General features: G+C 58.0%; 17 protein-coding genes, 5 tRNA genes and 1 riboswitch. Of the genes, 4 read left to right on the plus strand and 18 right to left on the minus strand.

Annotated features, from left to right (window positions below; translation table 11 throughout):
• Window positions 1-176 precede the first annotated feature (176 nt).
• Window positions 177-253: transfer RNA gene (locus tag AB4O11_RS01035), tRNA-Arg, on the minus strand.
• 295 nt (window positions 254-548) lie between these two features.
• On the opposite strand from AB4O11_RS01035, the gene AB4O11_RS01040 reads away from it, so the two are divergent.
• Window positions 549-785, plus strand: coding sequence for a hypothetical protein (locus AB4O11_RS01040; RefSeq protein WP_093430377.1), 237 nt, complete (start codon window positions 549-551; stop codon window positions 783-785).
• 20 nt (window positions 786-805) lie between these two features.
• Window positions 806-985, plus strand: coding sequence for a PA3371 family protein (locus AB4O11_RS01045; RefSeq protein ID WP_095048111.1), 180 nt, complete (start codon window positions 806-808; stop codon window positions 983-985).
• Here the strand turns inward: AB4O11_RS01045 and phnN are convergent.
• On the minus strand, window positions 960-1,529 hold the full coding sequence (gene phnN / locus AB4O11_RS01050) for a phosphonate metabolism protein/1,5-bisphosphokinase (PRPP-forming) PhnN (RefSeq protein WP_414926935.1): 570 nt from the start codon (window positions 1,527-1,529) through the stop codon (window positions 960-962). The two genes, AB4O11_RS01045 and phnN, sit on opposite strands and share 26 nt — an antisense overlap.
• Before the next feature lie 390 nt (window positions 1,530-1,919).
• On the opposite strand from phnN, the gene AB4O11_RS01055 reads away from it, so the two are divergent.
• The gene (locus tag AB4O11_RS01055; protein ID WP_003178899.1) at window positions 1,920-2,246 is read left to right on the plus strand and encodes an Arc family DNA-binding protein; all 327 of its coding nucleotides are present in this window, start codon (window positions 1,920-1,922) and stop codon (window positions 2,244-2,246) included.
• Between the two features lie 114 nt (window positions 2,247-2,360).
• On the opposite strand, the gene mgtE is transcribed toward AB4O11_RS01055, so the two are convergent.
• The 9 genes from mgtE to ltaE form a co-directional block, all read right to left on the minus strand.
• A complete protein-coding gene (mgtE, locus tag AB4O11_RS01060) occupies window positions 2,361-3,803 on the minus strand; it encodes a magnesium transporter (RefSeq protein ID WP_007919330.1) in 1,443 nt (480 codons plus the stop codon).
• Window positions 3,804-4,662: 859 nt separating this feature from the next.
• A tRNA-Arg gene (locus tag AB4O11_RS01065) sits at window positions 4,663-4,739 on the minus strand.
• 71 nt (window positions 4,740-4,810) lie between these two features.
• Window positions 4,811-4,887: transfer RNA gene (locus tag AB4O11_RS01070), tRNA-Arg, on the minus strand.
• Window positions 4,888-4,959: 72 nt separating this feature from the next.
• A tRNA-Arg gene (locus tag AB4O11_RS01075) sits at window positions 4,960-5,036 on the minus strand.
• 107 nt (window positions 5,037-5,143) lie between these two features.
• A tRNA-Ser gene (locus AB4O11_RS01080) sits at window positions 5,144-5,234 on the minus strand.
• A gap of 62 nt (window positions 5,235-5,296) precedes the next feature.
• Window positions 5,297-5,485, minus strand: coding sequence for a carbon storage regulator CsrA (gene csrA / locus AB4O11_RS01085; protein ID WP_002554426.1), 189 nt, complete (start codon window positions 5,483-5,485; stop codon window positions 5,297-5,299).
• Between the two features lie 187 nt (window positions 5,486-5,672).
• Window positions 5,673-6,914 (minus strand): aspartate kinase, encoded by a 1,242-nt coding sequence (locus AB4O11_RS01090; protein ID WP_007919332.1) that lies wholly within the window; start codon window positions 6,912-6,914, stop codon window positions 5,673-5,675.
• A gap of 90 nt (window positions 6,915-7,004) precedes the next feature.
• A complete protein-coding gene (gene alaS / locus AB4O11_RS01095) occupies window positions 7,005-9,623 on the minus strand; it encodes an alanine--tRNA ligase (protein WP_186625023.1) in 2,619 nt (872 codons plus the stop codon).
• Between the two features lie 146 nt (window positions 9,624-9,769).
• On the minus strand, window positions 9,770-10,774 hold the full coding sequence (gene ltaE, locus AB4O11_RS01100) for a low-specificity L-threonine aldolase (protein ID WP_116255029.1): 1,005 nt from the start codon (window positions 10,772-10,774) through the stop codon (window positions 9,770-9,772).
• A 198-nt stretch (window positions 10,775-10,972) separates the two neighbouring features.
• A riboswitch (FMN riboswitch) is annotated at window positions 10,973-11,144 on the plus strand.
• Window positions 11,145-11,245: 101 nt separating this feature from the next.
• Here ltaE and AB4O11_RS01105 point away from each other — a divergent pair.
• Entirely contained in the window at window positions 11,246-11,755 is a 510-nt protein-coding gene (locus AB4O11_RS01105) for a 6,7-dimethyl-8-ribityllumazine synthase (RefSeq protein ID WP_093430389.1), read from the plus strand.
• Window positions 11,756-11,911: 156 nt separating this feature from the next.
• On the opposite strand, the gene astE is transcribed toward AB4O11_RS01105, so the two are convergent.
• From astE to AB4O11_RS01140, 7 genes are all read right to left on the minus strand, one after another.
• Window positions 11,912-12,922 carry a succinylglutamate desuccinylase gene (gene astE / locus AB4O11_RS01110; protein ID WP_460091955.1) on the minus strand — a complete coding sequence of 337 codons (1,011 nt, stop codon included), beginning with the start codon at window positions 12,920-12,922 and terminating at the stop codon, window positions 11,912-11,914.
• A 12-nt stretch (window positions 12,923-12,934) separates the two neighbouring features.
• On the minus strand, window positions 12,935-13,225 hold the full coding sequence (locus AB4O11_RS01115) for a hypothetical protein (protein ID WP_016983958.1): 291 nt from the start codon (window positions 13,223-13,225) through the stop codon (window positions 12,935-12,937).
• A gap of 57 nt (window positions 13,226-13,282) precedes the next feature.
• The gene (gene astB, locus AB4O11_RS01120) at window positions 13,283-14,629 is read right to left on the minus strand and encodes an N-succinylarginine dihydrolase (RefSeq protein WP_093430395.1); all 1,347 of its coding nucleotides are present in this window, start codon (window positions 14,627-14,629) and stop codon (window positions 13,283-13,285) included.
• Between the two features lie 163 nt (window positions 14,630-14,792).
• Complete coding sequence (gene astD / locus AB4O11_RS01125; RefSeq protein ID WP_460131023.1) at window positions 14,793-16,262, minus strand: succinylglutamate-semialdehyde dehydrogenase; 1,470 nt, start codon at window positions 16,260-16,262, stop codon at window positions 14,793-14,795.
• Entirely contained in the window at window positions 16,259-17,284 is a 1,026-nt protein-coding gene (astA, locus tag AB4O11_RS01130; protein WP_460129854.1) for an arginine N-succinyltransferase, read from the minus strand. The genes astD and astA overlap by 4 nt, the downstream gene beginning before the upstream one ends.
• 51 nt (window positions 17,285-17,335) lie before the next feature.
• Window positions 17,336-18,355, minus strand: coding sequence for an arginine/ornithine succinyltransferase subunit alpha (aruF, locus tag AB4O11_RS01135; RefSeq protein WP_460129856.1), 1,020 nt, complete (start codon window positions 18,353-18,355; stop codon window positions 17,336-17,338).
• Window positions 18,356-18,558: 203 nt separating this feature from the next.
• Window positions 18,559-19,779 carry an aspartate aminotransferase family protein gene (locus AB4O11_RS01140; protein WP_008077923.1) on the minus strand — a complete coding sequence of 407 codons (1,221 nt, stop codon included), beginning with the start codon at window positions 19,777-19,779 and terminating at the stop codon, window positions 18,559-18,561.
• Window positions 19,780-20,034: the final 255 nt, after the last annotated feature.

Here is a 20,034-nt window from a genome sequence, read left to right on the forward strand (position 1 = left end):
TCAAAGCAGGCGAAAAAGCTCCCTCTATATAGACACAACTCCCATGCCTGATTCGAACTCAACCAGAAAGCCCTCCAAGAGAAAGCGCATACAAATTACGACTAGGCCTTGCCACGCCTGCTGATTGAGCGCTTCAAGACCATCGAGCATTAAAGGAGGGGAGTTTCAACAATAGATGGTGTCCCAGGGCAGGTTCGAACTGCCAACCTTCCCCTTAGGAGGGGGATGCTCTATCCAATTGAGCTACTGAGACACACGCTTTGTCGCAGCAGACGCTGCATGACGGACGGCGTGCATGTTAACCACCGAACCCCGATTTGTCATGTCGTCCGTTGGGCTTTTTAAGTGTAGGCAAGCGCCCTGCAATGCTGCGGGAAGAATTACCGTGCATTTTGCATGCTCACTGAAAAGCCATTATTGCAGATTGCAACCTGCAAAACTCGAAAAACCCGCTCAAATGCTTGTTTTTAAAGGACTTAACAGAGGTTAAACTGTTGGCACGACGGCTGCTTTGTCTGTTCTATCGAAGAACATTCGGAGCTACACCCATGAACACCACCCTTTTGCTTGCAAATGCAATTGCTCTTGCGGTTTTGGTGAGCTTCCAGTTTGTGCCCGAGCATGCAACACAGAAGCCATTGGCCCAGCGCATGCCGCATTACTTGCAGGTACAAAAAGCACCCCAACTGGCGGTGCTGAACGATCAGGACACCTCTACCCCACAGGCCGTCAGTAACTCTGAGCAGGTGCGACCAGCACTGACCTCCGAACATCTGGTTTTTTGAATCATCTTCAGGAGTAAAACATGTCCAAGTCAGCTGCGGGATTTCTGATCCTCGCTCTATTGAGTGGCGTTGTGCATTTATCGCTGTTCGAGGGCGCTGAAATCACCCTGCCCCTGATTGGCTGCGCCATTTTTGCCACGCTATTTGTGCTGGCGCTGGCTGCGGGAAGAAAGATCAAATTTGATCCGGTTTTACGCTGAGCCTGATCAGACGCAAAAGATCACTGACGGCCTCCGCCAGCTCCCCGGAATTATCAATGACATTTACCGGCTCATCACTTGACCGCCTATCCTTGAACAACACATTGCGATCCAGTCTTGCGTCAATTTGCTCGAGCGTTTCTCGACCACGCTTGAGCAGACGCTCTCGCAACACCTCATCCCGAACTGTCAGCAAGACTGGCAGCAGCGCTGGATAGCGCTGCATTGCTTGACGCAGATTGGCCCGCGAACCATTGACCAATACATGCAGTCCAGCATTCAGCCATTGATCCATTTCCACTGGAATCCCGTAGGCGAGACCATTGGCACGCCAGGCCAATGAAAATTCGCCGGCGCGCTCACGCCGCTCAAACTCATCCGGTGTCACCCCAACAGCATCCTCCCCCACCGATTCGGCAGATCGCGTGATCACCCGACGCATCACCTCACAGTTCAATGCACGTAAGGGGGCTCGCGCAGCCTCGATCAAACTGTCCTTGCCTGACCCGGACGGCCCCATCAAGTAAATTAGCTTGCCATCCATCCTGAAAACGCCCTCCAGCAGGTGTATGCCACTAGTAAATCGGCAATTTGCCACTATCCTGTACAGGTAAGGAACAAGGATGCAGAACCCGCATAGCATGCACGTTCTGATGCCCTCGGACATCAATTGATGTGCAGCAGGAAGCGGACAAGGATGCGGACAGAGGTGAAGATTTCTAACCAGTCCGCATTTCTGATAATTGGTGCTGGCATTACGCCTTTACCCAGCTCAATATTTGTCACAGAATTGACGCCAATGATCTGGCAATTTTGAGGCATGATGCGGGCCTCTTAACAATTCAGGTTGAACCATTTGGCGCGGATGCTTGTCCTACCACACATCCTGCGGCCAATCCCGAGAACCGCTCCCCTGAACTAACCGGTTAAATATATGCGCCCATTGAAACAGGCAATTTATTCCAGCCGTACGGCTGACAAGTTCGTCGTACGTCTGCCAGACGGAATGCGTGAACGCATTGCCGAGGTGGCTCGCAATCATCATCGCAGCATGAACTCCGAGATCATTGCGCGCCTTGAGCAGAGTCTTATTCAGGAAGGTGCACTGGGCGAAGAGCTGAGCATGCGCCTGGACAGCCCGGAGCTGTCGTTGCACGAGCGCGAGCTGTTGCAACGTTTCCGCCAGCTGTCTCACCGTCAGCAGAACGCCTTGGTGTCCTTGATTGCCCATGACGCCGAAATGGCAGCAGACGCGTCCTGAGCCATAACGAACATCTCAAGCCAGCATAATTGCTGGCTTTTTTTTGCGCGGATTTTGAGTTTTCCCAGGCAAAAAAAAGCCCGCCAGATAGGCGGGCTGTTTCGCTGTAGCTGATCAGAGCAGGAATATTGTCGCCAGCCCGAGGAAGATGAAGAAACCACCGCTGTCGGTCATCGCAGTAATCATCACGCTAGCCCCCATCGCTGGATCTCGACCCATCTTCGCCAAGGTCATAGGGATCAATACCCCCATCAATGCGGCCAGCAACAGGTTGAGTGTCATTGCCGCGGTCATCACCACACCCAACGACCAACTTCCGTAAAGAAGATAAGCAACGACACCAATCACACCGCCCCAGACAAGGCCATTGATCAAGCCTACGGCCAATTCCTTGCGCATCAGGCGCGAAGTATTGCCGGTGCTTACCTGATCGAGCGCCATGGCGCGAACGATCATGGTGATCGTCTGGTTACCGGAATTGCCGCCAATGCCCGCCACGATCGGCATCAGTGCAGCGAGCGCCACCAGTTTCTCGATCGAGCCCTCGAACAGACCGATCACCCGCGATGCAACAAACGCAGTGATCAAGTTGATCGCCAGCCATGCCCAACGGTTACGAAGCGACTTCCAGACCGACGCGAAGATGTCTTCCTCCTCACGCAGACCCGCCATGTTGAGGACTTCGTTCTCGCTTTCTTCACGAATCAGGTCGACCATTTCATCGATGGTCAGACGACCGATCAACTTACCGTTCTTGTCGACGACCGGAGCCGAGATCAAGTCGTAACGTTCGAACGCCTGTGCGGCGTCGTAGGCATCTTCGTCCGGGTGAAAACTCACCGGGTCGCTAGCCATCACCTCGGCTACTTGCTTGTCCGGATCATTAACCAAAAGGCGCTTGATCGGCAGCACACCTTTGAGCACACCGTCGTAATCGACCACGAACAGTTTATCGGTATGGCCCGGAAGCTCTTTAAGGCGACGCAGATAGCGCAGAACGACTTCGAGACTGACATCCTCACGGATAGTCACCATCTCGAAGTCCATCAGCGCACCAACCTGCTCCTCGTCGTAGGACAAGGCCGAACGCACGCGCTCACGCTGCTGATTATCCAGGCTCTCCATCAGCTCATGGACGACGTCTCGCGGCAGCTCGGAAGCCAGGTCAGCAAGTTCGTCTGCATCCATGTCCTTGGCAGCGGCCAGGAGCTCGTGATCGTCCATGTCGGCGATCAGCGTTTCACGAACGGAGTCGGATACTTCGAGAAGAATGTCGCCGTCGCGATCAGCCTTGACCAATTGCCAAAGCGTCAGACGGTCGTCCAGCGGCAAGGCTTCAAGGATATAGGCGACGTCGGCAGAGTGCAGATCATCGAGCTTGCGTTGCAGCTCGACGAGATTTTGCCGGTGAACCAGATTTTCGACGCGATCGTGATGCGCGCCTTCCTGGCGATGAGTCAGGTCTTCAACGACCCGTTGACGCTGCAGCAGCTCGACGACCTGAGCCAGGCGATCCTGCAGGCTTTCTTGCGTTTTCTTTACTTCGATTTCAGACATAGGCGAACTCCACTCCCAGCAGCGGGGCACGCCGGAAGAATCAATCAGTCAATTCATGATTGGTGAAACGGGGTACTGAGTAACTACTGGGTAAGTCCATGGAATTTTTCCATAAGCCCCGGCGGGGCTGACGGGCGCAATGATACACCGCATGACGGTTTAAAACGTTAAAAAATCGCGGGCGAAACAAGCGCTTGCGAAACAAACCTGAGCACTGTCCTGATCCTTGCTATGCGACGACTCATTCTGAAAAGAAAACACACCGGCACTGAAAAATGTAGCGACTACCCTTGAGCATAGATCGTCATGGAGGACGTCGAATGCCCTTGAAAACATCTCACCTTGTACTCGCCAGCCTGCTTTGCGTGCCGCCTGGCGGAGCCGCCCTCACACTGCATCGTTGCGAAGCCGATGATGGCAGCATCACCTTCACCTCGATGAGTTGTGCGCACGGCGAGCGGCGCTCAGCACAGGAAGTTCACCCCTATTCCCCCGGATCAGTCGTGGCGGTGATGCCGGAACACAACCATGAGAAAATATCCGGGATGACAACAAAAACTCGAGCACTGGGGATTGTTGGTCACGCTGAAGACAGATGCGGAAACCTGATCGACGCCAGGCAACGTCGCGAAGCGATCATCAATCGCCGTGTCATTGCCGGCATGAGCCAACAAGATGTCGAGAGCGCGCTAGGTAAACCGGACAAGGTAAATATCCGAACATCGACGACGAGCTATCGATACGACCTCAAGCGAGGACGTTCGGCTCAAATTGATTTTGACGAACGAGGATGCGTGAAAGCAAAAGCCAAATCCCGGACAGCAAAAAAGCCCGCGTTAAACGCGGGCTTTTTGGTATATGGTGCACTCGACAGGATTCGAACCTGTGACCGCTCGGTTCGTAGCCGAGTACTCTATCCAGCTGAGCTACGAGTGCATTTGTGTTTTTAGACCAGACCACAACTGGCTGAAACCAAGTTATTCACATTGCTGCAACTAACTCTTAAATGGTGCACTCGACAGGATTCGAACCTGTGACCGCTCGGTTCGTAGCCGAGTACTCTATCCAGCTGAGCTACGAGTGCATTTGTGTTTGTTAGACCAGATCACACCTGGTTGAAGCCGAGTCATTTACATTGCTGTAACTGACTCTTAAATGGTGCACTCGACAGGATTCGAACCTGTGACCGCTCGGTTCGTAGCCGAGTACTCTATCCAGCTGAGCTACGAGTGCATTTGTTGCGCCGCATTATAGCCCGTCTAATCTCTATTCCAACCACTTTTTCTATTAATTTCAACAACTTACAGAAAAAGCCAGATTACAACGTACTAAGCAAATAATGGCGGAGAACGGGGGATTCGAACCCCCGACACCCTTTTGAGGTGTACTCCCTTAGCAGGGGAGCGCCTTCGGCCACTCGGCCAGCTCTCCGCAACACGGGGCGTATCTTAACCAACCTTTTCCCCGTTTGCAAACATAAAAATCGATAAAAATTAATGGCTTGGTTCTTCGTCCTTCTCTTTCTTTATACGCAGGTAAATTTCCTCACGGTGCACGGCAACCTCTTTCGGGGCGTTGACGCCGATACGCACTTGGTTTCCTTTAACGCCGAGCACGGTCACGGTGATTTCGCCATCACCGATAATCAGGCTTTCTGCGCACCGACGAGTCAGAATCAGCATACCTTTCTCCTCACGCAATTCAGTTCAGGGACAACAGTCTGCAAAAAAAAGGCACCCGACCTACAACCGGAGCGATCGTAGCCCTACATGCCTGAGTATTGACCAGCGCGAGCAAAAGAACAGTTCAGGGCTCGCGCCATTCAAAAAATAAAGGGCGCGGTCAGACCGCGCCCTTCAAGAAACGGAATTACTCGCCCTGACGGGCCGGAGCATCCAGTTCGAAAGCCGTGTGCAGGGCGCGCACGGCCAGTTCCAGGTACTTCTCTTCAATCACCACGGAAACCTTGATTTCCGAGGTCGAGATCATCTGGATGTTGATGCTTTCTTTCGCCAGGGATTCGAACATGCGGCTGGCCACACCTGCGTGAGAACGCATGCCGACGCCGACGATCGATACCTTGGCAATCTTGGTGTCGCCAACCACTTCACGGGCACCGATCTCGCGAGCGGTGTTTTCCAGCACGGTCTGTGCGGCCTGGTAGTCGTTGCGGTGCACGGTGAAGGTGAAGTCGGTGGTGTTATCGTGCGCGACGTTCTGCACGATCATGTCGACTTCGATGTTCGCGGCACTGATCGGGCCGAGAATCTTGAACGCCACGCCCGGGGTGTCTGGCACGCCACGGATGGTCAGCTTGGCTTCATCGCGGTTGAAAGCGATGCCGGAAATGATCGGCTGTTCCATGGTTTCCTCTTCATCAATAGTAATGAGGGTGCCCGGACCCTCCTTGAAGCTGTGCAGTACGCGCAGCGGAACGTTGTACTTGCCGGCGAATTCCACCGCACGGATCTGCAACACCTTGGAACCGAGGCTGGCCATTTCCAGCATCTCTTCAAAGGTAATCTTGTCCAGACGCTGAGCGACTGGCACAACACGTGGGTCGGTGGTGTAAACACCGTCAACGTCGGTGTAGATCTGGCACTCGTCAGCCTTCAACGCGGCAGCCAGTGCCACACCGGTGGTGTCGGAACCGCCACGACCGAGAGTGGTGATGTTGCCGTGCTCGTCGACACCCTGGAAACCGGCGACAACGACAACGCGACCGGCTTTCAGATCACCACGAATCTTCTGGTCATCAATCTGCAAGATACGCGCTTTATTGTGCGCACTGTCCGTCAGGATCCGCACCTGATTACCGGTGTACGACACCGCCGGCACGCCGCGCTTGATCAGCGCCATGGCCAACAGGGCAATCGTCACCTGCTCACCAGTGGAAACGATCACATCCAGTTCACGCGGAACCGGTTGAGTGTCGCCACTGATTTGTTTGGCCAGATCGATCAGACGGTTGGTTTCGCCGCTCATTGCAGACAGCACAACCACCAGGTCATCGCCGGCATCGCGGAATTTCTTAACCTTGTCGGCGACCTGCTCGATTCTCTCGACAGTACCGACCGAGGTGCCTCCAAATTTCTGTACGATCAAAGCCATTTCAAAGCCGCCTCTGCCCATGAAGGGCGCCCAATAATCACTCGAACAGCCGCCGGGCCCGCCACTAGACTGCGGGCCGGGCGGACTGCCTTATAAACCCTGCTCGACGAATGGAACGGTCAGCGCCAGTGCGCCATCCAGTGCGCCGGCGTCGATACCGCCGCCCTGCGCCATGTCCGGACGACCACCGCCCTTCCCGCCCACTGCCGCAGCAGCCTGCTTCATCAAATCACCGGCTTTGAGTTGGCCAGTCAGGTCCTTGGTTACGCCTGCAACCAGTACGACCTTTTCCTCATGGACACTGCCGAGCAGGATCACTGCGCGGCCGAGTTTGTTTTTCAGCTGATCAACCAGCGCCAGCAGCGCCTTGCCGTCCTGACCATCCAGACGTGCGGCCAGAACCTTCACACCCTTGACGTCCACTGCCGAGTTCGACAGATCGTCGCCCGCGGCGCTGGCAGCCTTGGCCTGCAACTGCTCCAGCTGCTTCTCCAGTTGGCGGTTGCGCTCCAGCACGGCCGACAGCTTGTCGATCAGGTTGTCGCGGCTGCCCTTGACCAGGCTGGCCGCTTCCTTGAGTTGTTCTTCTGCCGCGTTCAAGTAGGCCAGTGCCGCAGCACCAGTGACTGCCTCGATACGACGCACACCCGAAGCCACACCGCCTTCGCTGATGATTTTCAGCAGGCCGATGTCGCCGGTACGGTTGGCGTGGATACCGCCACACAGCTCGACGGAGAAATCGCCGCCCATGCTCAGCACGCGCACGTTGTCGCCATACTTCTCGCCGAACAGCGCCATGGCGCCTTTGTTCTTCGCGGTTTCGATGTCGGTTTCTTCGGTTTCAACCGCGGAGTTCTTACGGATCTCCGCGTTGACGATATCTTCCAGCGCTTTGATCTGTTCCGGCTTGATCGCTTCAAAGTGACTGAAGTCGAAACGCAGACGCTGGCTATCCACCAACGAACCTTTCTGCTGAACGTGCTCGCCCAAGACCTGACGCAATGCAGCGTGCAGCAAGTGCGTGGCCGAGTGGTTCAGCGAAGTGGCGTGACGCACTTCGGCGTCGACGTGAGTTTCCACCGGAGCGCCAATGGTCAGGCTGCCCGAATCCAGCACGCCGTGGTGCAGGAATGCGCCGCCGGTCTTGGTGGTGTCACGTACGTCGAAACGCGCGTTACCTGCCTGCAGGAAACCGCAGTCGCCGATCTGGCCGCCGGATTCAGCGTAGAACGGCGTCTGATTCAGAACGATCACCGCCTCTTCGCCTTCGTTCAAGACGTCGACCGACTGGCCATCTTTATAGATAGCGACAATTTTTGCCGAACCGCTGGTGTCTTTGTAGCCGGTAAACTCGGTGGCGACATCAACCTTGACCAGAGTGTTGTAATCCAGACCGAACGAGCTGGCCGAACGCGCACGAACACGCTGGGCTTCCATCTCACGCTCGAAACCGGCTTCGTCGACCGTCAGGCTGCGCTCACGGGCGATGTCGGCGGTCAGGTCCATCGGGAAACCGTAGGTGTCGTAGAGTTTGAACACCACGTCGCCCGGCACCACGGTGCCTTTGAGTTCCAGCAGATCCTGCTCGAGGATCTTCAGGCCGTGCTCCAGCGTTTTGGAGAACTGCTCCTCCTCAGCCTTGAGCACACGTTCGATGTTGCTCTGCTGCTTCTTCAGTTCCGGGAACGCTTCGCCCATCTCGGCGACCAGCGCCGCGACGATCTTGTAGAAGAAGCTGCCGGTGGCGCCCAGTTTGTTACCGTGACGGCAGGCGCGACGGATGATCCGGCGCAGCACATAACCGCGACCTTCGTTGGACGGCAGCACGCCGTCAGCAATCAGGAAGCCGCACGAACGGATATGGTCGGAAACAACCTTGAGCGACGACTGATCGCCATTTTCGCAACCGATGGCTTCAGCCGAGGCCTTCAGCAGGTTCTTGAACAGGTCAATGTCGTAGTTGGAATTGACGTGCTGCATCACCGCACTGATCCGCTCCAGGCCCATGCCGGTGTCGACCGACGGCGCTGGCAACGGATGCAACACGCCATCGGCGGTGCGGTTGAACTGCATGAACACGTTGTTCCAGATCTCGATGTAACGGTCGCCGTCTTCTTCCGGCGAGCCCGGTGGGCCGCCCCAGATGTGGTCGCCGTGATCGTAGAAAATCTCGGTGCATGGGCCGCACGGGCCGGTATCGCCCATGGTCCAGAAGTTGTCGGAGGCGTAAGGCGCGCCTTTGTTGTCGCCGATGCGGATCATGCGCTCGACCGGCACACCGATTTCTTTGGTCCAGATGTCATACGCTTCGTCGTCGGAGGCGTAGACAGTGACCCAGAGTTTTTCCTTCGGCAGTTTCAGAACGCCGGTCAGGAAAGTCCAGGCAAAGGTAATCGCGTCGTGCTTGAAATAGTCGCCGAAGCTGAAATTACCGAGCATTTCGAAAAATGTGTGGTGACGAGCGGTATAACCGACGTTTTCCAGGTCGCTGTTCTTGCCACCGGCACGCACGCATTTCTGGCTGCTGGTCGCGCGGGTGTACGCACGTTTTTCCTGGCCCAGGAAGCAGTCCTTGAACTGGTTCATCCCCGCGTTAGTGAACAGCAGGGTTGGGTCGTTGCCCGGAATCAAAGAGCTGGAGGCTACACGGGTGTGGCCTTGCTCTTCGAAGAAGCGAAGGAAGGCTTCACGGATTTCTGCGCTTTTCATTAGGTTCTTCCACGGAGGCTGCGGCCAAAGGCCTGTTCGAAACGTCAACAGACGAAGCGACGGCAAAGGGCCGCATTATATCGGCCCTACGCGCGGGGTACAGCGTGTTTATACGATAGAAACGGTCAATTGGACGGCTAACGCTGTCACTTGCGCGAAAACTCGACGAATGTCGCGATCACTTGCTCGATTTGCGAGCGATTGACGTCCATGTGCGTGACCATGCGCAGACGCGCGGCAGCGCTCAACTTGATCCCGCGCTCGGCGGCAAAGGCCTTGATCGCTTCAGCTTTTTCACCCATTTGCACATAAACCATGTTGGTTTGCACCGGTTCGACGATGAAACCTGCTTCACGCAAGCCCTCGGCCAGTAACTGTGCGTTGGCATGGTCGTCTGCCAGACGATCAACATTGTGGTCCAGAGCATACAGCCCCGCCGCTGCCAGCAGCCCAGCCTGACGCATGCCGCCGCCGACCATTTTGCGCAAGCGACGAGCCTTGCCGATCAACTGCTCAGAGCCACACAGCACTGAGCCCACCGGCGCGCCAAGGCCTTTGGACAGGCACACCGACACCGAATCAAAGTACTGAGTGATTTCCCGGGCATCGACGCCCAGCTTGACTGCCGCGTTGTAAAGACGCGCGCCGTCGAGGTGCAGTTGCAAGCCTTTATCCTGAGTGAAGCGGCGTGCGCGGGCCAGGTACTCCAGCGGCAGCACTTTGCCCTGCATGGTGTTTTCCAGCGCCAGCAAACGAGTCCGAGCGAAATGGAAGTCGTCAGGCTTGATCGCCGCCGCGACCTGATCCAGATCCAGCGAACCGTCGGCCTGCACTTCCAGCGGCTGCGGCTGGATCGAGCCCAGCACCGCCGCGCCACCGCCCTCGTATTTGTAGGTGTGCGCCTGCTGGCCAACGATGTATTCGTCGCCGCGCTCACAGTGCGCCATCAACCCCAGCAGGTTGCTCATGGTGCCGGTCGGCACAAATAAAGCGGCGGCAAAACCCAAGCGTTGGGCCAATTGGGCCTCGAGACGATTGACCGTCGGATCTTCGCCGTAAACGTCATCACCGGTGTCCGCTGCGGTCATCGCATCGAGCATGGCGGGAGTCGGTTGGGTGACGGTGTCGCTGCGAAGATCAATAACGCTCATGAACCTGGCCTCTAATCAGCAGGGGAAATCCCTTTACGAAGTTGAATTACTGCGGTCATCGCTCGGATTAATCAACCCTTGCGCAAGGAAAAGTCATTTCGAACCGCCAGAAAATTCGATGGCAATCATCAGAAAGGCGCAATGCACACAGCCACAATCTGTGTTAAAAACGCTGCGCCGCCCGAGAAAGGGCGGCAAAAACGTTCTCAGGGCGGGGTGCAATTCCCCACCGGCGGTAATTGCGCGCAATGCGCATAGCCCGCGAGCGCTTGGCGACGAACACAGCTTCGGTTGTGCGCGATGGCAAGGTCAGCAGACCCGGTGTGATTCCGGGGCCGACGGTCATAGTCCGGATGAAGAGAGAACGGGATTAACGCCAAAGGGCCGTCCGCGCGATGTTGTGCGTGTGCGCACCCTTGAATCCCTTTCGATTCATAACGCCCTGTTTTTCACACAAACAGGAGTCAGAACATGCAACCCACCGCTATCGACAGCAAAAGCAAACACCCTCACGGCGAGCGCGTCGCGTTCATTCAGGCCTGCTGGCACAAGGAAATCGTCGACCAGAGCCGTAAAGGCTTCGTCGCCGAAATGCTTGCCTTGGGTTATCAGGAATCGGACATCGACATCTTCGAAGTCGGCGGCGCTTTTGAAATGCCTCTGCACGCCAAGTTGCTGGCCAAGACCGGTCGTTATGCCGGCATCGTCGCCGCAGCCCTGGTCGTGGACGGCGGCATCTACCGTCACGAGTTCGTCGCTCAGTCGGTGGTCAGCGGCCTGATGCAAGTGCAGCTGGAAACTGAAGTGCCGGTGTTCTCGGTATCCCTGACGCCGCATCACTTCCATGCCGGTGACGAGCATCAGAAATTCTTCTTTGAGCACTTTGTACACAAGGGCCAGGAAGCGGCACGGACTTGCGCCGATACGCTGCGCAAGGTTCGCGCACTGCGCCGCACCGAGCCGCATGCTGTAGCGGTCTAAACACGATGAGTGAGATCTCTGGTCTCACTCATTCCCCTGTGGGAGCGAGCTTGCTCGCGAAAGCGGATTGACAGCCAACTTAAATGTTGAATGCCCGATTGCATTCGCGAGCAAGCTCGCTCCCACAGTGGTTCTGTGTAGACCTTGCGATTGAGGTCAGGCGAGGTTTTCGTCGGTGGTCGGGACGATCAGGATGCCCGCGCGCAAGCCGTTCTTGACCTTGGGATTGGGAAAGATGATACGTGCTCCCTCTTCCTCAATGACCCAACGGGTATTGGCCAGATCTTCGGCCAACACATAGCCCATCTCCAACTCTGAAAAGTTTTCGATGTCCTGCGGCAGGTTCAGACGGAATGCATCGCTGTGCTTGATGATTTCCCGGGCGACGCTGAACAGCTGCAAACCGTCCAGCCCCTGCTCCGCCATCTCCGGCTCGTTGCCTTCAATGATCTGCTGCAGACGGGTTTCCAGCAGCGACACATTGACCCCGTCGTTCTGCCCGAACGGCCGCGCCTTGCCCAGTTCCAGCGTGAAAGCCTCGGCACCGAGCTTGTCGTAGGTGTACGAGCTGAAGACGATCGACGGTTTGTTCTGCAACAGCACCGCTTCCATCCCGGCAGCACGCAGACGTGCCAGCTCCAGACGCGAATGCTGGCGACCTTCCTTCCACGGATACAGCGCGAACTGTTCGATCTTCGAACCGCGAATCGCCGTGTGCAGGTCATAGTGCAGACGCTGGCGATCCGGCTGACTGAAGAAACTCGCCGCCAGACGTTCCAGCTCACAGGCACGCAGCGCTTCGCTGCCACTGCTTTGTTCATGACGGCCGTTGAACAGCCGATTGACGTCCTGCTCGACGAAACGCTCGCCCTTGCGAATCGCTTCCGGGTTGCCGAACAGGAACAGAATGCGTGCGCGCGGCTTCAGATCGCCGCGGGCGATGTCGTGCAGCAGCCGGTCAAGCAACTCGATCGGCGCTGTTTCGTTGCCGTGAATACCTGCCGACAGCAGCAGGTCCAGGCCATTGTCGCGTGCTTCGGGTGGTCGGACTTCCAGCGCACCTTCGCTCAACCAGCGCATACGCACGCCTTCGACAGTCAGTTGAGTCTTCTCCGCCGGTTCACGGCCGGCGAGGGTCAGTTCAAGCAGTTTGCCGAGGGCGAGCATAGAGCGGTTTCCTTAGTGATCGTGGTTGCAATCCGGGCCGTGCACGTGGTCTTCGTCGTCGCCGACGTCAGCCGGTTCCATTTCCAGTTGCAGACTTACCAGATTAGTCGCCAATGGGCGCAGCAGCAGGTTGGCGTACTCGGCGTCACCTTCTTCAACGTCCACGCCGATCAGCAGTTGGCCACGGCCGTCCTGCTGGATCCACAGCTCTTTGCCTTGCCACATGACCGCGACGCGGGTGCACGAGGTTTGCAGTTGCGTGCCGTCGGTGTCTTCAAGGATCAGCTGCAGGGAATCGCTCATGTTTTTACTCTCTTGGGGAGACAAGCCGCGCGCCGCGTTCAGACGACGCGCCGGCCATCAATTGATCTGGAATGGATAAACCGCGCCCAGTTTAAGGATTTGCGTCAGTTCATCCAGTGCCGTCCGGCATTCAAGCAGCAATTGCGGGTCCGCCAGATCGGTTTCGCTCAGGCGGTCGCGGTAGTGCTTTTCAACCCATGCAGTCAACGAACCGTACAACGGTGGCGTCATGATAACCCCTGGGTTGACCGCCGCCAGTTCGGTTTCGTTAAGCGCGACGCGCAGTCGCAGGCACGCCGGGCCACCACCGTTCTGCATGCTTTGCTTGAGATCGAAGACTTTCACTTCGCGGATCAGGCCGCCGGAGCTGGTCAGACTTTGCAGATACGCCCAGACGCGCTCGTTGGCCTGGCACTCTTGCGGCACGATCAGCAACATCGAGCCATCAGGACGCGAGAGCAACTGGCTGTTGAACAGGTAGGAACGCACCGCATCATCCACGGTGACTGCCGAACGCGGCACACACACGGACTGGAAGTTGCCCCCGACTTTGGCGAGCTTGCTTTGCAGTTCGGCCAGCATCTGATCGGTCTCGAGGAACGCGTCCTCGTGATAGAACAGCACTTCACCGTTACCGACGGCGATCACGTCGTTGTGGAACACGCCCTGATCGATCACGTTCGGGTTCTGCTGCGCGTAAACCACGCCTTCGTCACGCAGACCGTGCAGACGCGCAACGGCTTGCGAGGCTTCGAGGGTCTGGCGCGCCGGGTATTTCTGCGGCGCCGGGTAGCGATTGTCGAAGGCACTGCGACCGAATACGAAAAACTCGACGCCCGCTTCGCCATATTCGCGGCAGAAACGTGTGTGGTTGGCCGCACCTTCGTCGCCGAACTGCGCCACTGCCGGCAACGCGGCGTGATGGGCGAAGTGCTGCTGATTGGCGAACATCGCGCCGAGCACGCGGCTGGTGGTCGGGTGCTCGATGCTGCGGTGGTATTTGCAGTTGAGGTTGGCTGCGGTGAAATGCACGCGACCGTCTGCGGTGTCGGCACTCGGGCTGACAGTCGCGGCGTTAGCCACCCACATGCTCGACGCGGAACAACTGGCGACCAGCAGCGGCATCGCCTCTTTGGCGGCGCGCTCGATCACCTGCGCGTCGGTACCGCTGAAGCCCAGACGGCGCAGAGCGGCCACGTCCGGACGCTCCTGCGGTGCGAGCACGCCTTGCTGAAAGCCCATTTCCATCAGCGCTTTCATCTTCGCCAGACCTTGCAGCGCCGCTTCCTTCGGGTTCGAAGACTGCTGGCTGTTGCTCTGGGAAGCAACGTTACCGTAGGACAGACCACCGTAGTTATGGGTCGGCCCCACTAGACCGTCAAAATTGACTTCATAGGATTTCATCAGCGAGGCTCCACGAGAATCTGTTGTTATAGGCTTCAGTAACTATTCTTTTAGACCGAGGCGCGGCCTTCGCGAGCAAGCTCGCTCCCACAGGATTTATGTTGAACACAAAATGTGTGAACACCACTGAATCTGTGGGAGCGAGCCTGCTCGCGAATGGGCATCACGCCATTTTCACGCCAGGCGTCAGGGCAGCAGGCAACACCAGGCTTGGGGTTTCCAGCGAGGCCACCGGGTACGCGCAGTAATCCGCCGCGTAATAGGCGCTGGCGCGGTGGTTGCCCGAAGCGCCGACACCACCAAACGGCGCGCTGCTCGCAGCGCCGGTCAGCTGTTTGTTCCAGTTGACGATACCGGCGCGGCTTTCCAGCCAGAACTGCTGATAACGCGCTTCAGAATCCGACAACAGACCTGCGGCCAGGCCGTAAGCAGTGTCGTTGGCTTCAGCGATCGCCGCTTCGAAATCGGTGTAGCGGATTACTTGCAGCAACGGGCCGAACAGTTCTTCGTCCGGGCGATCGGCAACAGCGCTCACATCGAGAATGCCCGGAGTCAGCAGCGCGGCTTGGGCCTGCGGCTGCGTCATTGCCAGCAGCGATACGGCGCCATTGGCCAACAGATGTTCTTGAGCATCCATCAGCGCTTTCGCCGCGCCGAGGGAAATCACCGAGCCCATGAATGGCGCTGGTTGCTGATCGAATGCACCGACCTCAATGCTCGCACTGACTTCCACCAGACGCTTGAGCAGACTGTCGCCCCACGCGCCTTGCGGCACCAGCAGACGGCGTGCACAGGTGCAACGCTGACCGGCAGAGATGAACGCCGACTGAATGATCGTGTAAACCGCCGCATCCAGATCCGCGACCTGATCCACCACCAGCGGGTTATTGCCACCCATTTCCAGCGCCAGAATCTTGTCCGGACGCCCGGCAAACTGCTGGTGCAGATGGTTGCCTGTGCGGCTCGAACCGGTGAAGAACAGGCCGTCGATGCCTGGGTTCGCCGCCAGCGCGATGCCGGTTTCGCGCGCACCTTGCAACAGGTTCAACACGCCCGCCGGCAGACCGGCCTCGATCCAGCACTTGACCGTCAGCTCGGCGACTTTCGGGGTCAGTTCGCTGGGCTTGAACAATACGCTGTTGCCGGCCAGCAGCGCCGGAACGATATGGCCGTTCGGCAAGTGCCCGGGGAAATTGTAAGGACCGAACACCGCGACCACGCCGTGCGGCTTGTGGCGCAGTACGGCGGTGGCGTCGCCCAACGGGCCGCTCTTCTCGCCGGTACGTTCACGGTAGCTCTGCACCGAGATGGCAATTTTGTTGACCATACTGGTCACTTCGGTCGCCGATTCCCACAGTGGTTTGCCGGTCTCTTCACCAATGGTGCGAGCCAGTTCGTCAGCGTGGTTTTTCAACGACGCGGCAAAAGCCTCAAGCACAGTGATGCGCTCTTCCAGCGTACGACGTGCCCAGCCTGGAAACGCCTGACGCGCAGCTTGCACAGCCGACTCAACCTGCGCAGCCGTGGCACCCTCCCCCGACCACAGCACTTGCTGGGTCACCGGGTTCAGCGATTGAAAGGCTTCGCCCTGGCCGGCCAGCCACTCACCTGCGATGTATAGCGAATTCATTATTTCGACTCCCGTGCAGCGGACAACGCCACGGCGCGCACTTGATCGCCAGCGTTGAGTTGAAGACGTTTGGCGGTCTGCGGATCGACCACCAGAGTGCCGGCAGCCAGACGCGCCGGCGCAGCGGTGATGCGGCAGTCTTCGCGTTTGCGGTTATGGATGATGAACGGCGTGGCGTCTTCGCCCGGCGTGCCAACGGCGAGCACCAGCGCTTCACAGTCACGCACTGCGCGGATCTTGCCGGTTTCGCATTCGATGGCCGGACCTGCGTCGAAGATGTCGACGTAACCCTGGTAGCTGAAACCTTCGCTCTTGAGCATCGCCAAGGCGGGCTCGGTGTCCGGGTGCACCTGACCGATGACGTTACGTGCGCCTTCGGAGAGGAAGCAGGTGTACAGCGGGAATTTCGGCATCAGCTCAGCAATGAACGCCTTGTTGCCGACACCGGTCAGGTAATCGGCCTGGCTGAATTCCATCTTGAAGAAGTGACGACCGAGACTTTCCCAGAACGGCGAACGGCCGGCGTCATCGGACACACCGCGCATTTCGGCGATGATCTTGTTGCCGAACAGCTCAGGGAATTCCGCGATGAACAGCATCCGCGCCTTCGACAGCATGCGACCGTTCAGACCGTTGCGGTAATCGGCATGCAGGAACAGCGAGCACAGCTCGGAATTGCCGGTCAGATCGTTGGCCAGAAACAGCGTCGGGATCTCGCGATAGATGTTCAGCTCTTGCGAAGCGCTGACGGTCAGACCGACACGGAAGTTGTACCACGGCTCACGCAGACCAACGGCGCCAGCAATGGCGGAAATCCCTACCACGCGGCCATCGTCGTCTTCGAGCACGAACAGGTAGTCCGCGTCGCCACGGCCAGCTTCGCCGCGAAAGGTCTTCTCGGCCCAGCCGACCCGGTGGGCCAGACGTTCTTCGTTGGCCGGCAACGTGGTCAGGCCGGTGCCGGTGCTGCGGGCCAGGTCGATCAGAGCGGATAAATCGCTGCTGCGTACGGGACGAACAATCATGCTATCTCCTCAAACGGGCCGCCTTCGCCACCCGTGAAACTCGCTAAGGCGTTAAACCGCCACCAGGCGCACGCTGGCACCTTCACCGACGCCCAGGGCTTCGGCCGCTTCCAGATCCAGAGTCACCGGTTTGCCCGGTGCGTAATCCAGCTCCAGCAACACCGCGCGGTAATCCTGCAACTGCGCGTTAGCCACCAGATACTGGCGCCCGGCACCTTTCACCGGCTCGCCGATCTTCACCGGCACCACTCGGCTCTGAGCGATCGAACGGATCCCCGACACACGTGCATGCAGGGTCGGGCCACCGTCGAAAATGTCGATGTAGTGATCGGTCTCGAAGCCTTCGCGCATCAGGATGTCGAAGGTGATCTGCGCACGCGGGTGCACCTCGCCCATCGCCTCTTGGGCGGAATCCGGCAGCAGCGGTACGTAGATCGGGTAATGCGGCATCAGCTCGGCGAGGAACGTACGGCTTTTCAGCCCGCAGAGGCGTTCGGCTTCGGCGTAATTGAGGTCGAAGAAATTGCGACCGATGGCATCCCAGAATGGCGAGTCGCCGTTCTCATCGCTGTAACCGACGATCTCGGTCACCACCGAATCGGCGAAACGCTCAGGGTGGCTGGCGACGAACAGCAGACGGCCACGGGAGTTGAGCTCGGACCACGGCGAACCGACCAGCTCGCGCTGCACGTAGAAACTGGTCAGCAAGCTGTTGCCAGTCAGGTCGTGGCACTGCGAAAGCACGTGGATCTTGTTGTGGATCTTCAGCTCGCGGGAGGCGTGGACGAAGGTCTCGTTGCGGAAGCTGTAGAACGGCTCCGAGTAACCGGCCGAAGCAACAATCGCCGAGCAGCCGACCAGCTTGCCGGTGGCGGTGTCTTCGAGGACGAAGAAATAGCTCTCCTCGCCATTGAAGCTCACTTCGGCGGCAAACGAGGCTTCGCTCGCGGCGATCTTGTCGCTCAGACGTTCCACGTCATCCGGCAAGGAAGTGACACCAATCGGGCTGTCCGCAGCCAGACGCTGTACCTCGCCCAGATCAGCCATTTGCGCGGGGCGCATCACCAGCATGGTGTCACTCCTTTCTCTTATAAATTCACAGAAAAAAACACCGGACACTGTGGGAGCGAGCTTGCTCGCGAAAGCGGTGTACCAGTCAGCATAGATGGCGACTGAAACTCCCTCTTCGCGAGCAAGCTCGCTCCCACAATGAATCTCACCGGCATCAAAAATTGGGTTCGACGCCTGAAAAACTCCAGGCGCCGAAGGGTCTATCAGGCTTGCGTCAGTGCAGCAGCAGCGCGTTCGAAGCGGTCCAGGCCAGCATCGATATCGGCGTCTTCCACCACCAGGCTCGGGGCGAAACGGATCACGTCCGGGCCGGCTTGCAGAATCATCAGGCCTTCTTTTTCAGCGGCGTTGAAGATGTCTTTGGCCTTGCCTTTCCAGGCATCGCTCAGCACGCAACCGATCAGCAGACCGAGACCACGCACCTGAGTGAACAGGCCGTATTTCTCGCCGATCTGCTCAAGGCGCGCCTTGAACTTGTCGTGCTTGGCGTTCACGCCGTTCAGCACTTCAGGGGTGTTGATCACGTCGATTACCGCTTCAGCGACCGCACACGCCAGCGGGTTGCCGCCGTAGGTGGTGCCGTGAGTGCCGACGACCAGATGTTTGGCCAGCGCTTCGGTGGTCAGCATCGCGGCGATCGGGAAACCGCCGCCCAGGCTCTTGGCGCTGGTCAGGATGTCCGGGGTCACGCCGTAATGCTGGTAAGCGAACAGCTTGCCGCTGCGGCCCATGCCGGTCTGCACTTCGTCGAACACCAGCAGCGCGTTGTTCGCGTCGCACAGTTCGCGGGCACCTTGCAGGTAAGCCAGTTCGGCCGGCAGTACGCCGCCCTCGCCCTGGATCGGTTCCAGCACGACCGCGCAGGTCTTGTCGGAAACGGCGGCTTTCAGCGCGGCCAGGTCGTTGTAAGGCACGTGGGTGATGCCGGTGATTTTCGGGCCGAAACCGTCGGAGTACTTCGACTGGCCACCGACGTTGACGGTGAACAGGGTACGACCGTGGAAGCTGTTCAGCGCCGCAATGATTTCGTACTTCTCAGTGCCGAAACGGTCGAACGCAACGCGACGGGCCAGCTTGAACGCGGCCTCGTTGGCTTCAGCGCCCGAGTTGCAGAAGAACACGCGCTCGGCGAACGTGGCATCGATCAGCTTGTGCGCCAGGCGCAGGGCTGGTTCGTTGGTGAACACGTTGGACACGTGCCACAGCTTGTTCGCCTGTTCGGTCAGTGCACCGACCAGCGCCGGGTGCGCATGGCCCAATACGTTAACGGCAATCCCGCCGGCGAAGTCGATCAGCTCGCGGCCGGCCTGATCCCAGACGCGGGAACCGGCGCCACGCACCGGAATGAAAGCGGCAGGCGCGTAGTTGGGAACCATTACCTGGTCGAAATCGGCGCGTTGTACCGCAGCGTGCTCAACGGACATCGGAGTCTCCTGAAGAGGAACACTCGCCTGAAACTGGCGAGCTTGGTGAGGATTGTAAGGACAGTTTTCAGCCCGGCCTTGTCGCCAAGCGACAACTTCTTATAGCGCAAACCCCGGATTTTCCCGGGTTTACGGCAATGCGACATATAGCGTCGCAAAGGCGCAGTTTAACTGGCACCGTCGATTTGCGGCAGGCTGCAGAGAATACCAACTCAACCCTGCGACAAAGATATAAATATGTACCGCACAAGGGTG

This window comes from Pseudomonas sp. H1_D05 (assembly GCF_054682705.1).